General features: G+C 65.5%; 11 protein-coding genes. 1 reads left to right on the forward strand and 10 read right to left on the reverse strand.

Annotated features, from left to right (window positions below; genetic code table 11):
• Positions 1-51 precede the first annotated feature (51 nt).
• From V6D00_09010 to thrB, 10 genes are all read right to left on the reverse strand, one after another.
• Positions 52-609, reverse strand: coding sequence for a hypothetical protein (locus V6D00_09010; GenBank protein HEY9899306.1), 558 nt, complete (start codon positions 607-609; stop codon positions 52-54).
• Positions 610-639: 30 nt separating this feature from the next.
• A complete protein-coding gene (locus V6D00_09015; GenBank protein HEY9899307.1) occupies positions 640-1,218 on the reverse strand; it encodes a hypothetical protein in 579 nt (192 codons plus the stop codon).
• Positions 1,219-1,612: 394 nt separating this feature from the next.
• Positions 1,613-2,377 carry a DUF1829 domain-containing protein gene (locus V6D00_09020; GenBank protein HEY9899308.1) on the reverse strand — a complete coding sequence of 255 codons (765 nt, stop codon included), beginning with the start codon at positions 2,375-2,377 and terminating at the stop codon, positions 1,613-1,615.
• Positions 2,377-2,820 carry a hypothetical protein gene (locus V6D00_09025; protein ID HEY9899309.1) on the reverse strand — a complete coding sequence of 148 codons (444 nt, stop codon included), beginning with the start codon at positions 2,818-2,820 and terminating at the stop codon, positions 2,377-2,379. Before V6D00_09025 ends, V6D00_09020 begins: the two co-directional genes overlap by 1 nt.
• Before the next feature lie 198 nt (positions 2,821-3,018).
• Positions 3,019-3,510, reverse strand: coding sequence for a mismatch-specific DNA-glycosylase (locus tag V6D00_09030; GenBank protein ID HEY9899310.1), 492 nt, complete (start codon positions 3,508-3,510; stop codon positions 3,019-3,021).
• Positions 3,511-3,512: 2 nt separating this feature from the next.
• Positions 3,513-5,039 carry a restriction endonuclease subunit S gene (locus V6D00_09035; protein ID HEY9899311.1) on the reverse strand — a complete coding sequence of 509 codons (1,527 nt, stop codon included), beginning with the start codon at positions 5,037-5,039 and terminating at the stop codon, positions 3,513-3,515.
• 6 nt (positions 5,040-5,045) lie between these two features.
• A complete protein-coding gene (locus tag V6D00_09040; protein HEY9899312.1) occupies positions 5,046-6,485 on the reverse strand; it encodes an N-6 DNA methylase in 1,440 nt (479 codons plus the stop codon).
• A gap of 6 nt (positions 6,486-6,491) precedes the next feature.
• The gene (hsdR, locus tag V6D00_09045) at positions 6,492-9,887 is read right to left on the reverse strand and encodes a type I restriction-modification system endonuclease (GenBank protein HEY9899313.1); all 3,396 of its coding nucleotides are present in this window, start codon (positions 9,885-9,887) and stop codon (positions 6,492-6,494) included.
• Between the two features lie 114 nt (positions 9,888-10,001).
• The gene (locus tag V6D00_09050) at positions 10,002-11,261 is read right to left on the reverse strand and encodes an aspartate kinase (protein ID HEY9899314.1); all 1,260 of its coding nucleotides are present in this window, start codon (positions 11,259-11,261) and stop codon (positions 10,002-10,004) included.
• A gap of 25 nt (positions 11,262-11,286) precedes the next feature.
• Positions 11,287-12,201, reverse strand: coding sequence for a homoserine kinase (gene thrB / locus V6D00_09055; protein HEY9899315.1), 915 nt, complete (start codon positions 12,199-12,201; stop codon positions 11,287-11,289).
• A gap of 119 nt (positions 12,202-12,320) precedes the next feature.
• Here thrB and V6D00_09060 point away from each other — a divergent pair, with 119 nt between their 5' ends.
• The gene (locus V6D00_09060; protein ID HEY9899316.1) at positions 12,321-13,658 is read left to right on the forward strand and encodes a nucleotide sugar dehydrogenase; all 1,338 of its coding nucleotides are present in this window, start codon (positions 12,321-12,323) and stop codon (positions 13,656-13,658) included.

The raw sequence follows: 13,658 nt of genomic DNA on the forward strand, positions 1-13,658 counted from the left end.
GGGCCCTGACGTTGAAACGTCAGGGCCCGCCTGCTTCTGAGAGCGTGGAGTTCAGGTGCCGGGCACGATGGACTCGGTTTCGTGCGTGATCGTGCCATCGGTGACCTCGAGGCTGCTGGTCCCCTCGGCCTTGAAGAGGCGGTCGATCAGCTTGACCGGCACGCTGGTGATGGTGGGGGTCAGGCTTCGATCGACCCTGATGGTGCGGTACGAGTTCGCGTCGGTCGTGGAGATGAGGTCGTCGGTCGCCTCGCTGGTGCCCTTGTAGGCGAAGGCCTTGATCCGGTACGTGGTCTTGCGGTGCAGGCTCTTGAAGGTCACCGGCTTGTCGATCGCCGTGCTGCTCACGTCCGCCTGGACCTGGCTGGCGCCGTCCATGACGGGGCTTGGGGTGCCGCTGGCGTCCAGGGTGTAGAGCTTGAGGGTCACGCGGGCGATGCTGGCCTTGGTGTAGGCCGTGAGGGTCGATTGGGTGCGAAGCCCGCCGTCCTGGACGGCGCTCACCACCGAGAGGCTCGCGTCTCTCCCGGCGAGGTTGCCGGCCAGAGGGACGGCGCAGCCGGCGAGGAGCATGGCCGCGGCGCTCATTACAGCCCATTTGAATTTCATCTGAGGTTCACTCCGTGACGCGAGGGGAAGCTACTGTCGGGGCTGGCCGGGTTCGATGACCTCGTCCACGTTGGTGAGGGTGCCGTCGTCGAACACGATGCTGCTGGTGGCCTCGGCCCTGAAGGGCCGATCGGCGAGCTGGACCCTCAGCTCGCCCACGGTAGGCCGCTCGTCCGTATCGACCTGCACGTCGAGGCTGGAGCTGGCCTCGAACGAGATCAGATCGCCTTCGGCCTCGCCGGTGGCCTTGTAGGCGTAGGCCTTGATCCGGTAGCGGGTGTTGGGGTGCAGGTTGACGAAGCCGACCGGGGTGCCGAGGTCGGCCTTGAGGACGTCCTTGGTGATGGGGCGGCCGTTCGCATCCGCGATGGCGCTCTCGCCGGTGTCGTTGACCCGGTAGAGCTTGAGCAGCAGGTGCACGACGTCGTCCTGGCCGTAAGGCATGATCCCTGCCGTCTGGGTGCGGTAGGCGCCGCTGGCCAGCTGGGTGCGGATCTGGAGGCTGGCCTTCCCCTCGGCGGGCCGGGTGGGCGTGCCGAAGGGAAGTTGGGCGCAGCCGGCGAGGGCCACGGCGGCGACGAGGGGCAGGATCAGGCGGATGGCTGACATGGGATGGGTCTCCTTCGAGGAGTCGATCGGCCTTGCGGAGGAGGGCGCGTCGGCCGCCCCCGAGGGTGGGTGGCCAACAGGACATGAGAGTGCTAATCGCAGCAAGCTTATTCAAGAGAAGCAATCGGCGACAAGAGGGCTAGCCCCCCGGTTTCGACACGCTCGAGAGGGCTAGCCCCCGCCCTGCTTCCTGCACGACGCGACGGACCGCCCTGAGGCGGTCCGTCGTGAGGGGGATGAGGGGAGATTTACGGGCGAGGGCTCGCCCAGCAGCCTCGCCTCTTCGAGAGCTGCTGCCACCCGCCGCCAGTCGCCCTTCTCTTCGAGGGTCCCCGGCGCGGTCCGCTGAGACCTGGAAGCCTGCTTGCAGTGAGCACGAGTGGAGCCCCAGGATCTACGCAACCAAGTTATCCCTGATGCTGTGTCGCTTACTCCAGGGCACTGGCCGGATTCCGTATTGTCCAAGGGCCTCGGTGACGCCCGAGGGAATCTTGTGCTCGTCGTCGTTGAGAAATGCGATCAACTCCGCGTTCGGGGGGCGAACCTCCCGGGAGTCGACCCAGGCAAAAGCCAAGTTCTGAGCGGAGTCGCGAGCAGGCCGGTTGATGGCCTTGACGATTCTCTCGGGCTTTTTCTTGGAATGAGGGATCACGAAGTCGAAGTGGTGGCTGAACCCGCTCTTGCCAGTGAAGTTCACGGATGGCGCGTAACGGATGTCATTGTCTTCAAGCCACGCCTGCACGTCCTCCAAGAAGAGACTCTGCACCTGGCCAGCAGCCAGCACGAATAGGTCGTTGACAGTCACCATGGCCTGAACCAGTGAGTGCTTGCGATGGGGAAAGTCTTCACGCGTAGCTTGGACGCAGAGGGCATCGTCCAGAAGTTGAACCCCATGGCCGTTGAGGATGGTCTGAAGCAAGGCGAGACGCTTGGGGGTCTTCAGTTCGCACCCCGACATGCGAAGATCATCGAGGGTGTAGCCATCATCGGTCAGCCAGAATGTGCCGTTCTCTTCCTTGAGGTAGATTACCAAGCGATCGTTGTGCCGATCGAGAAACGGCGTCTGGATCTCCACCCACCCGTTGACATCACGCAACGCCGTCCGGTCTTTCAACCAGTCGGTGTAGGAAACGATCAGCCGTCGGGCCTCCGAGAGCATCAAACCCACCCTTGCTGCATGCGTGGAGGGAGCGTGATATTACAATACCCCATGAAATCGAGTAACGTCCGCTCAGTATCCTCGGGATTGGAGAAAACGTCTGGCAGGGGGAACGCCCACTTGTCGCCGTATCCCTCCCGGTAGAGGTGGATGTGGGGCGGTGGGACCTCGGTTCCATCCGGGTTATCGTGAGAGGGACCTCGCAGATCGACTCGCGCCAAGATTAGCGAGACCCGACCTCGGTTCTGGAAGGTACGTCGCACCAGATCTATCCGGTAGCGCTTCACGTCAAGAACGAACTCTTCCTTGAGGTCGGTTGACTGCAAGGGGATCTGCACGGACGTGCCGTGCGCGGGATACTCCCACACCTTTTCATCGACCCTCTGTTTTTCGACTGCGAGGAGGGCGTCTGCGAAGGCTTGCGAAACGTGCTTGTCAGCCATTTGGGAAAGACCTCCACAGTCTCGTAGTGCCCCGGTCGGGCAGGCCGATCGGGATGTCCACGGCGATGATTTCGTAGTGGCCGCTTACGACTTCTTTGAAGGTCCTGGCCAGGTGGATGGTCACGGACCCAGGCGGATCAGTGTCCTCCCAGGACGCCACTACCCAGCCGCTCGAGCAGCCATCAGCCCCCGCAAACCTCATGAACGGCCCGCCAGTTTCGCCAGCTCGAACCAAACGGCCTCGTCCCAAAACCCGCTCGCAGCCCCAGAGGTCGAGGGTGCCACGAAGATCTGGGTCGCCCCGATGTGGCACCCGGCCTGCAGCCCGAACTCGACCTTCTTGACCTGCAGGTAGGCCATCGTCGCCTGCTTCCCGTTGAAGCAGATCACCTTGGGTTGGGCCTCAAGGATCCGCTGCTCGAACCCCTCGCGGTCGTAGTCGGCCTTTTGCAGGGTGTGGTCCATCCCTGCCTTACCCTTCACCAGGTCGGTCAGGCCGATGCCGAACTCGGGCAGCTGGACGTACTCCTCGGGCTTGAGCTGTCGTGGGGTGAGGCCCGCCCGATGCAGGGTGCGCCAGAACTTGTTTCCGGGGCCTGCGTAATAAGCCTGGCGTCGGGCGGACTCCGTGCCGGCTGCCGTTCCACAAAACACGAGGTCAAGCCCAGGGTGCAGAAGGTCAGTCAGCACGGTTACCCCCTTGCCTCGGTCAGCTCTCGTGGCTTCCGGCCCCGCCGCGCCTTGGGCACGACCGCCTCGGCCCTTTCGCCCCGGATGCGATCAAGCAGAGCTGACGCGGGCTCGTCGTTGGGATCCTGGGGAACCAACTCGCCACGGAAGGCCTTGGCGAGGATGGACTGGGTTAGGGTTTCTAACCCATCAAGAGTTATTCCGACCGTTTCCCTTACTTGGCCTCGGGACATCAGGGCTCTCTCAACCACGGCGACGATGTGGCGCTGCTCTTCGAGAGGTGGTACTGGTATCGTGAGCGCCCTCAACTTTGAGCCGTTGATGTTGGCTTGTCCCACCTGTTGGTTAATGTTTTCGCCCACCCAGGCGCGGCCGAACGGAGAGTTGATGTACATCGAGACAATCTGGGGGAGGCATCCCCGGACCCGGACCCTAATCAGGTAAGAAGCGAACGAAACAGGTCCGTCAGCGCCTTCGAATACGGCAGTCTTTCCAACTAGCTCAGGGCTGTTTGTCCGGTTGAACAAGATGTCCCCGGCCTCTAGGAATAGCTCAGGAAACTCATCGTGGTCTGCTGGGAGGTACTTCAGTCCTTCCATCAACAAGGTGCCGTCCACGATATTGCCCATCCTCAGGACTGGGATGCCGGACGGATCCTCGTAGGTCTTGGCTGACGATCCGTACTGGGTGAGCACCGCAAGTTCGTCTACAGTGGCCCAACACCACCCCTCGGGCAGCGACGGTAGACCGTCAGACTCGGGGGCAAGGGGATCTTCGTACTTCGCTCTTGATGGGTCCTTCCCCTTCGTCCGTAGGTTCTTCTCCCACTTCCGATACCGCTCCTGGCGAATCCGATCCAGAAGGACCGACGCGGGCTCGACATCCGGGTTCTTCGCCCTCCACTCCGCCGTGAGGTCGCCCCGGAAGGCTGCGGCCAGCACCGATTGCCTGAAGCGGTCCAGAAGGGCGGGGATGGCATCCAGGGCTTCTCGGGCGCGGTGACTTCGGGCGGTCAGCTCCGTGATTTTGGTGACGATGTGGCGCTGCTCGTTGAGGGGAGCAACCCGAAGTTTGATCCCAGCCAAAGCCTTGAGGTAGATCCCCTTTTGGGCGGTACCCTTAGCTTCAGCTTCAAGTTGGGTTTGAATGATTGGGCTATCGAGCTGAAACTTGAGAAATTCTGGGATTACTCCCTGAGGAGCCAGAACCGCAACGCTACGTTGGAGAGTAAATGGCTGGATACTATGAGGCACAATTGCAGTTCGCCCAATCGTTCCCACAATCGTTAGAAGTACATCGCCTGGACTAACTTGAGTTCGGGCGTGTTCAACCTTGAAGCTCTGCTCTGAGATAAACCGATACTTTGTAAATTGGATCTGCCCTTCATCGATATTTCTTGCACTGAGCATCGGGAAGCCGAAATCGGCCTCCTTCGGGGGATTGTGCGATCCATCGACTAGCTTGGTAGTCAGTTCGCCCAGAGATGCTTCTGCCCAGCCAGTAGGAAGCTTTGTTGCTAGATCAGTCATCGTCAGTTAGGCTTCCACATTTGTCGCCGGCTCTGCCAGCAACTTGCTCAGCGCCTCCATCTCCTCTAGCGCTGTCCGCAGGTTTTCCATGATCTCGGTGGCGATCACCTCTGGGGTGGGCAGGTCTTCGGAACTCTCAACGCTGTCATCCTTGAGCCACGAGATGTCGAGGTTCTCTCCCCGGGCCTTGATCTGCTCGCGAGTGAAGTAGCGGAACCGCCCTTGCTCGCCCTGGTAAACACGAGGACTCTGGCCAAGCGGATTGTCGCCATAGGCCTCCTCGAAGGGCTTGAAGTGCTCGCGGGTCAGCGGGGTCCGCTTCCCGAACGAGGGCATATTGGTCCGCAGGTCGTAGACCCAGACCCCCGGGGTGTTGCCCTTGTCGGTCTTGCCCCTAGTGAAGAACAGGACGTTGGTCTTGACCCCCTGGGCATAGAAGATGCCTGTGGGCAGCCGCAGGATGGTGTGCAGGTCGCACTTGTCCATCAGGTCGGCGCGGATCTGGGCGCCGACGTTGTCCTCGAAGAGCACGTTGTCGGGCAGGACAACCGCCGCCCGGCCGCCCGGCTTCAGGCTGCGGTAGATGTGCTGAAGGAAGGCGAGCTGCTTGTTCGAGGTCGGGAAGGTGAAGTCGTCCCGAGTGGGAAGCCCTCCGCCTTTCTTGGTGCCGAAGGGCGGATTGGTGAGGATCACGTCCGCCTTCGGCAAGGCTGCGCCCTGGGGCGAGAGGGTGTCGCCCAGCAGGATGTCGCTCTGGATGTCGTGCAGCATCGCGTTCATGAGGGCGAGCCGATGGACCACAGGTCCAAGTTCCATGCCGTAGAAAGCCTCTCGGCGCTGGAACTCCTGCAGCTTCTCGCTCAAGTCGAAAAGGTCGTCGGTGATCTCCTTGATGTAGCGATCGGCGGCAACAAGGAAGCCTGCAGTTCCGGTTGCCGGATCCTGAACTCGCTCTCCTGCTTGTGGCTTCACCAGGGCAACCATGCTGTCGATAAGTGGCCGAGGCGTGAAGTATTGCCCCGCACCAGACTTGGCCTCGCTCATGTTCTTCTCAAGCAGGCCCTCGTAGAGGTCACCCAGGCCCTCGTGACGGGCGCTGTACCAGTCCAAGTCGTCGATCGAGTCGGTCAGCTTCTTCAGCGTGGTCGGCTTGGTCAGCATCGTCGAGGCGTTGGCGAAAATCGCTTGCACTCGGCCCGACCCGTGAGAACCAAGATGGATCAACATCATTCGATAGAAGGTCAGCTGATCGATGCCATCCTTGCTATCCAGGTCCTGCCAACGATAGCCCTCGGGGAGCTGGTCCTCGGTGCCGACTTCCTGCGCCATCTTGAGAAAGAGCAGGTAGGTCAGTTCGGTAACGTAGGCGAGGTACGAAACACCGTCGTCCCTAAGGACGTGGCAGAGGCTCCACAGCTTCTGGACGATATCCTGGGTCGTGCTCATCCGGTTCTATCCTGCATCTTTCCAGACCTGCTCTTGCAGGTCGCCGAGTATCATTTCAAGCTGGCCCTCGAACATCTTGTCGATCCGGGCGAAGCCACCGCTGGCCTTGAACTGGCCGCGATCGAGGGCCTCGCGATCGACGATCGTCTCCTGCTTGAGCTGGCTACCGATCCGCTCGAGCCACTTCCGCTGGGGCTCGGTCCAGTAGCGGCTGGCGACGATCTTCTTGACGGCCCGCTCCACCCGCTCCGCGTAGGGCACGAGGGGCGAGCCCAGGGCTCGCTGGCGGATGAACCCGATGATCGAGGCTGCGATGTCCTCGTTGGTCATCTCCTGCCAGGCCGTCTGAAGGGCTGCCTCATTGTACCCCGCCTGGTCCAGGGCCAGCTTCAGCTCCTTGAGCTGCGCGCGGGTCAGGTCGCGCGGGCGCTGGGTGACGATCGAAAGGGCGGGGATCAGGTTCATGTTGTCGCGGATGAACGCCGTGAACGACTCGAGGTAGTCCTCGGGACGGGTGGCGTTGCCGTAGCCTCGCTCCACTCGGCGCAGCTCATCCTCATGGTGGGAGATGAGGAGCGTGGGGCCGTCCCCGGTCCTCACCCGGTCGAGAAACAGGGCCAGGTCCTGGTGCGTCTTGAACCAGGTGGACGATCCTGCGGGCCCCTGCGACCTCAGGTGGGCGATCAGGGCGGCTGGGTTCATACCTGCAAGGGTCTCGAATCCTTCGTGACCCTTGAGCCTCTTGGCCTTGCGCTGGAGCTTGGCAAGCAGCTGGTCGTGGACCTCTTGCTGGGCCTGCGCGTGAGTCACCGATTTCAGCTCCTCGACGAGCTGCTCGAACGTGATCGTGGGGGTGGTGACCACCGGCTTCATGGTCGAGACCGGGGCCAGGGCCTTGTAGAGGTCCACCGCGTCGAAGATGCGGAAGCGATCTTTGCCGATGTCGTCGCACAGGCGGGTCGCGCGGCCCAGCATCTGCTCGTAGAGGATGCGGCTACGGACAAGGCGGATGAAGACCAGGTTGACGATCTCGGGAACGTCGATGCCCGTGGTCAAGAGGTCCACCGTCACCACGACCTTGGGGTGCTGCTCGTTCTTGAAGCGGCGGATGAGCCCCAGCGGGTCGTCGGCCGAGCCCGTGATCTTGACGATGGCGTCGTCGTCGATCCCGCCGTGCTGCTCCTCGTAGGCCTCCTTGAGGAGCCTGACCACGAGGTCCGCATGGCTGTCGGTGGCGCAGAAGAGCAGCGTCTTTCCCGGTAGCGAAGGGTCGATGTGCCGCGCCAGCTCGCGGCAGACCACCCGGTTGAAGTTCTCGGTGACTACCTTCCGGTTGAAGGCGTCCACCTCGAGGGCGACCTCATCGGGCGCCTGAAGCAGATCCACGGTGTTGAGCCGGACGTTGTAGACCGGGATCGGCTCGCCCACCTTCCAGACGATGCCGTCCTCGGCCAGGCCCGTGACGATGCGGATGGGTGGCTCATGGTCGACCAGATAGCCGTCGATGACCGCCTGGCGGTAGCTGTACTGGTACACCGGCGCGCCGAAGATCTCGGTGGTGTGCAGGGCGGGCGTGGCGGTCAGGCCGATCTTCACCGCGTCGAAGTGGTCGAGCACCCGCCGGTACTTCGAGAAGTAGTCCTCCTCGCTGCGGAAGGTCAGCTCGGTCTCCGAGAGGTCCTTGTCGAGGTTGTAGCCCCGGTGGCACTCGTCGATCACGATGCAGTCGTAGAGGTCCACGGGAAAGGGGCGGTCCTCGGTCGAGGGGTAGAGGATCCGCTTGACCATGCCCTGGACGGTGGCGATGTGCAGCCGGGTATCGGCATCGGGCACCATGTCGCCCATCCCCTTGACGTCGTAGATGTCGGAGAAGGTTTGAAGGTTCTCGAGCCGGACGTCCTTGAAGGCGTTGAGGGTCTGCTCCCCGAGCGCCGACCGGTCCACCAGGAACAGCACGCGACGGAAGCGCTTGGCCTTTGCGAGGCGGTAGATGAGGCCGATGCATGTGCGGGTCTTCCCCGTGCCGGTGGCCATCGCCACGAGCATCTCCCGCTGGCCTTGGATGATGGCCTGCTCGACGGCCCGGATGGCCTCCTTCTGGTAGTCTCGCAGGTCGAGGTAGGAGAAGGCCTCCGACGCGAGGGCCTCGTTGGAGCGATCGACGTCCTGCTCCAGGAGACCCAGCAAGCCTTGGGGGGTGTACCAGGCCTCGAGGGGATAGGGGTGGTTCTGAGCCCGCCGGGCATCCAGGAACCAGACCCCGCTCTTCTCCTTCAGTTGCCGCAGGAAAGGTCGCCCGTTGGTCGAGTAGAGGAACGGGATCTTGTACTCGCCCCACGGTCCCCCCGGGGCGGCTTCACCCGCGGATGGCTTGTAGGTCTTGCTGTAGCGCTTCGCTTGACGGATGTAGGCGGCCACATCCTTGTTTCGGCGCTTTGCCTCCACCACCCCGAGGGGCAGGAGGCCCGCGAACAGGACGTAGTCTGCGGGCCCGCTCTCGGTCGGCCACTCGGCGATGGCGAGGTTCTTGCCCTTCTGGGGGCGAACACCCTTGGCATAGGTGAGGTTCTGGGTATCGACCTCCCATCCGGCCTCGCGGAGTTGCTGGTCGATCAGGCGGCGGGTGTCCGCTTCGTCGATGTCGAGGTGCTGACCGGCCTCCACGGCCTGGGCAACGAGCTGCGAGATGGCCTCGGCGGGGCTGGAGGCAGCCTTGGCCTGCACGGCCTCGAGCTCGAGGGTGAGGCGCTGGCGTTCGGCCTGGAACTGCTCCTCGGCCTGCTTGGCGGCGGCCTCGAGTTGCTCGCGCTCGAGGGCGACGTGCTGCGCGCGGGCCTCGGCTTCGAGGCGCCGCAGGGCTTCCTCGCGGGCCGTGTCCTGGGCGGCGGTGGAGGCCTCGCGGGTCGCCGCAAGCTCCTGCTGCAGGCGCTCGATCTGCTCGGCCAGCTCGCGGGCCCCGTCGGCCGGCCGAGCAGGAAGCCTGAACGGCTCGGGCTTGAAGGCCCGCTCCTTGCCGAAGGCCTGGTGGAACCAGACCGCCAGGGCGCGGGCCATCCTCAGCTGGTGCAGGGCCTCGTCGTACTCGCCCCTGAGCGAGTGCGCGGCCCCGTTGCCGGCCTTGCGGATCCCGTGAAAGAGGTTGGCCACGTCGGGGGCCAGGACGTTCCGATCCCGCATCCGGTCGAGGATGTCCTTGAAGGAGTCCTCGGTCGAGGTGTAGAGGCCGATCCTTGCGGCGACCATTTGCGCCAGGATCTCGGCGTACTGGCGCAGCTTGATGAGGCAGGTGTTCGGGTCGTCGGCCAGGTAGCGCTCGGCCAGCGTGGCAGTGGTCACCAGGCGAGGCGAGTGCTCGGCCAGGAACGAGAAATTTGATTGGACCGTGGTCGTGCTGTCGCTCATCCGGCTCCCCGATCGCCACTACCCAAGGCTCGCTTGGTTATTGGCAATTATCGCCGGACAGGACAGTCAGATCAAGAGAGTCTTGTGTCGCAATCAGGTCAGGCGTCGGTCCGGTTATTGGACGTTCTGAGGGCTCGCCTGCGGAGCGCCGAGCGCGCCGAGGGCGAAGCGGCGGTGAAGGGCCCGCACGGCATCCTCGGCTCGGGAGCGGTCGATCACGCACGAGACCTTGATCTCGGAGGTCGAAATCATCTGGATGTTGATCCCCGCGTCGGAGAGGGCCTCGAACATGGCGGCCGCGGTGCCCGGGTGATTGATCATGCCGGCGCCGACGATGGAGACCTTGGCCACGTCGCCGGCCGCGATGACGCCCGAGGCGCCGAGGCTCTCGGCGACCTCGTTGACGATCCGCCGGGCCGAGGCCAGGTCCCCCTCGGCGACGGTGAAGGCGATGTCGGTGCGATCCGAGCCGTGTGCCGCATGCTCGGTCTGGATGATCATGTCCACGTCGATGTGCTGCTTGGCGAGCGCCCCGAAGAGCTGAGCGGCCACCCCGGGCCGGTCTGGGACCTGGAGGACGGCGAGCTTGGCCTGCTTGAGGTCCGCGGTGACGCCGGTGACCGGGTTCAACTGTTCCAACTGATCCACCCCCTTGACGACCGTCCCGGTCCCCTCGTTGAAGCTCGAGCGGACGCGCAGGAACAGCTTGGCGTGCTTGGCGTACTCGACCGAGCGCGGGTGCAGGACCTTGGCCCCAAGGCTTGCCAGCTCGAGCATCTCGTCGTAGGAGATCTCGGGGTGCATCCGGGCGTCGGGCACCATGCGCGGGTCGGCGGTGTAGACCCCGTCCACATCGGTGAAGATGTCGCAGAAGTCGGCCGAGAGGGCCGCCGCGACGGCCACCGCGGTCGTGTCCGAGCCGCCCCGGCCGAGGGTGGTGATGGCGCCCCCCTCGCTGACCCCCTGGAAGCCCGCGACCACCACGACGTAGCCCTCCGAGAGCAGGTCCTTCATGCGCCGGGTGTCGATGGTCTTGATGGGCGCGTTGCGGTGCACCGGCTCGGTGGTGATCCCTGCCTGCCAGCCCGTGAGGCTCACGGCGCTCACCCCCTCCTCGATGAGGGCCTGGGCGAGCAGGGCGATGGAGACCTGCTCGCCGGTGGAGAGCAGCATGTCGACCTCGCGCGCGGAAGGTGAGCTCGAGATCTGGCTCATCAGGGCGACGAGGCCGTCGGTGGTCTTGCCCATGGCGGAGACCGCGACGACGACGTCGTTGCCCTCGCGCCGCGTCTGGGCGACGCGGCGCGCGACGTGCCGGATCCGCTCCACGTCGCCGACGGATGAGCCGCCGAACTTCTGAACGATCAAGGCCATGGGGTGATCCTCTCGAGACGGCCCGTCATGCGGCCGGATGGATGGTGGCGCCCTGCGCGGCGATCGCACTGGGAAAGGCCCGAGCGGCGATCCCTTCCGTCGCCCAGGCCTCGGCCATCGCCAAGGCGACGGCCTCGCGGCGCTCGGAAGGACACCAGGCGAGCAAGGTGGGCCCGGCCCCGGAGAGGGTCACCCCCCACGCCCCGGCGTCGCGCGCCGCGCGCACCACCTCGGGCATGCCGGGGATCAGGGGCTCGCGGTAGGGCTGGTGGAGCCTGTCGGCGAGGGCCTCGGCCAGTAGCTCGCGGCGGCTCGAGAAGAGGGCGGTGACCAGCAGGGCCGCGCGCCCCACATTATAGACCGCATCGGCATGGGGAACAAGCGAGGGCAAGGCCGCGCGGGCCTTGGCGGTCGAGAGCTCGAAGGAGGGGACGGCGACGGCGAGCCCCGGCGCGTCCATCACCGCGAGGCGCTCGGCCAGCAAGCCCCCCTCGCCCTGGACGGCGACGCAGACGCCCCCCAGAAGGGCGGGGGCCACGTTGTCCGGGTGGCCCTCGATCTCGGTGGCCAGCCGCAGCAGGTCGCCGGGCCCGAGCCTCTCGCCGAGCACCCGGTTGGCGGCGAGGAGCCCGCCGACCACGGCGCTCGCGCTGGAGCCGAGGCCGCGCCCGAGCGGGATCGAAGCCTCGCACGCGACGGCCAGGGGGGGAAGCTCGGCGCCCACTTCGGCGGCGAGCCGCTGGGCCGCCACCCAGAAGAGGTTGCGCTCGCCCTCCAGCGCGGAGCCTGCGCCCTCGCCCGCCAGCCGGTAGGAGCCCGGCTGCCGCGGAGCCGTCTCGACCCGGAAGCGGTTGCCGAAAGGCAAGGCAAGGCCCAGGCAGTCGAACCCGGGGCCCATGTTGGCGGAGGTCGCGGGGACGAGGACCTCGAAATCTGGCATCCTACCGAGCCTTCCTGGGGCGACGCGCACCGGTTTTTTAGGCGCGCGCGCCCTTCGTTGCGCGCGGGGAAGATTGTACCATCTGAGCCGATCCGACCCCCGGATCCGGGAGGCCTTGAATGCGCGTTTGCGTCATCGGGAGCGGCCGGCTGGGCCTGGCCATGGCCGCCTTCCTCGCCGAGATCGGCCACCGGGTGCGATGCGTCGATGGAGACCAGGAGCGCCTCGATCGCCTGGAAAGAGGCGAGCTGAAGCTTCGCGAGCCCGGCCTCGAGGCCCTCATCGCCGTCAACCAGATGGCTGACAACCTTGAATTTTCGAGCGACCTGCCCGCGAGGGTCGCCGAGGCGGACGTGGTGGTGATCGCCGTCGAGCCCTCCATGCGCTCGAGCGGGGAGCCCGATCTCGGGGCGCTGCGCCGCATCGCCCAGGAGGTGGGGCGGGCCCTCTCGGGCGAGACCCTCGTCGCCCTCAAGGGCATGATCCCCGTCGGCTGCGCCGCCTGGGTGGGCATGTGGATCAACGAGGGGGCGAGGCTTTCTTTGCCCCACGGCAAGGCGCACCCCGCTCCGAGCGCCTTCGAGGTCGTCACCCTGCCCGGCCCCCTGCGCGCGGGCTCGGCCTTGCACGACGCCTTCCATCCGGATTGCCTGGTGGTGGGGGCGAGCGCCCCGCGCGCCATCGAGGGGGTGCGCAGGCTGTATGCCCCGCTGCTCGAGCGGCGCACCCCGCAAGGGGGAGAGGCCGTTCCCTTGGTCGCGACCGATCCGGCCACCGCGGAGCTCATCCCCTACGCCACCACCGCCCTCATCGCCACCCGCGCGGCCTTCGCCGACGAGCTGGCGCAGCTGTGCGAGCGCTTCGGGGCGGATCCCGACGACCTGGCCCTCGGCCTGGGGCTCGATCGCCGCCTCGACGGCATCGGGGGGGGCTGGAGCTGGGGGGAGGCGGCCCCGACCGGCGAGGTGGCCTCCTTGATCCGGCTGGCCGAGGAGTACGGCGAGGCGCCCGGGGTGCTGAAAGCGGCGCATGCGACCCTGCTGCGGCGCCGGGGGACCGCCCTCACCAAGCTCCAGCGTCACCTGAAGGTGCTGAAAGGCCGCACCGTCGTGCTCATGGGCCTGGACCCGGGGCTCGACGACTGGCGCGACTCGCTCTCGATCGCGCTGGCCGAGGACCTGCTCGCGCGCGGCGTCAAGGTCCTGGCCTACGACCCCGAGGCCGCGAGCGAGGCCGCCCTGCGGTGCCCCGCCCTGCGCGTCGCGGCCTGCCCCTACGAGGCTGCCAAGGGGGCCGACGCCCTCGTCTTCGGCACCCGCGCGCTGCGCGGCGCGCTCGATCTCACCCGGCTGAGGGGCCAGGTGCGAACGGCCTTCCTGCTCGATGCGCGCAACGCGCTCTCGCCCGGCGAGGTACGCTCCGCCGGTTTCGCCTACGCCGGTCTCGGCCGGTCTTGA

Origin of the sequence: Pantanalinema sp. (assembly GCA_036704125.1) — a bacterium.
Lineage (GTDB): Bacteria > Cyanobacteriota > Sericytochromatia > S15B-MN24 > UBA4093 > JAGIBK01.

Excerpts from the sequence above, each read along its gene's own strand:
- V6D00_09010 (HEY9899306.1), bottom strand. The coding sequence starts at position 609 with ATGAAATTCAAATGGGCTGTAATGAGCGCCGCGGCCATGCTCCTCGCC.
- V6D00_09015 (HEY9899307.1), bottom strand. The coding sequence starts at position 1,218 with ATGTCAGCCATCCGCCTGATCCTGCCCCTCGTCGCCGCCGTGGCCCTC.
- V6D00_09020 (HEY9899308.1), bottom strand. The coding sequence starts at position 2,377 with ATGCTCTCGGAGGCCCGACGGCTGATCGTTTCCTACACCGACTGGTTG.
- V6D00_09025 (HEY9899309.1), bottom strand. The coding sequence starts at position 2,820 with ATGGCTGACAAGCACGTTTCGCAAGCCTTCGCAGACGCCCTCCTCGCA.
- V6D00_09035 (HEY9899311.1), bottom strand. The coding sequence starts at position 5,039 with ATGACTGATCTAGCAACAAAGCTTCCTACTGGCTGGGCAGAAGCATCT.
- V6D00_09040 (HEY9899312.1), bottom strand. The coding sequence starts at position 6,485 with ATGAGCACGACCCAGGATATCGTCCAGAAGCTGTGGAGCCTCTGCCAC.
- hsdR (HEY9899313.1), bottom strand. The coding sequence starts at position 9,887 with ATGAGCGACAGCACGACCACGGTCCAATCAAATTTCTCGTTCCTGGCC.
- V6D00_09050 (HEY9899314.1), bottom strand. The coding sequence starts at position 11,261 with ATGGCCTTGATCGTTCAGAAGTTCGGCGGCTCATCCGTCGGCGACGTG.
- thrB (HEY9899315.1), bottom strand. The coding sequence starts at position 12,201 with ATGCCAGATTTCGAGGTCCTCGTCCCCGCGACCTCCGCCAACATGGGC.
- V6D00_09060 (HEY9899316.1), top strand. The coding sequence starts at position 12,321 with ATGCGCGTTTGCGTCATCGGGAGCGGCCGGCTGGGCCTGGCCATGGCC.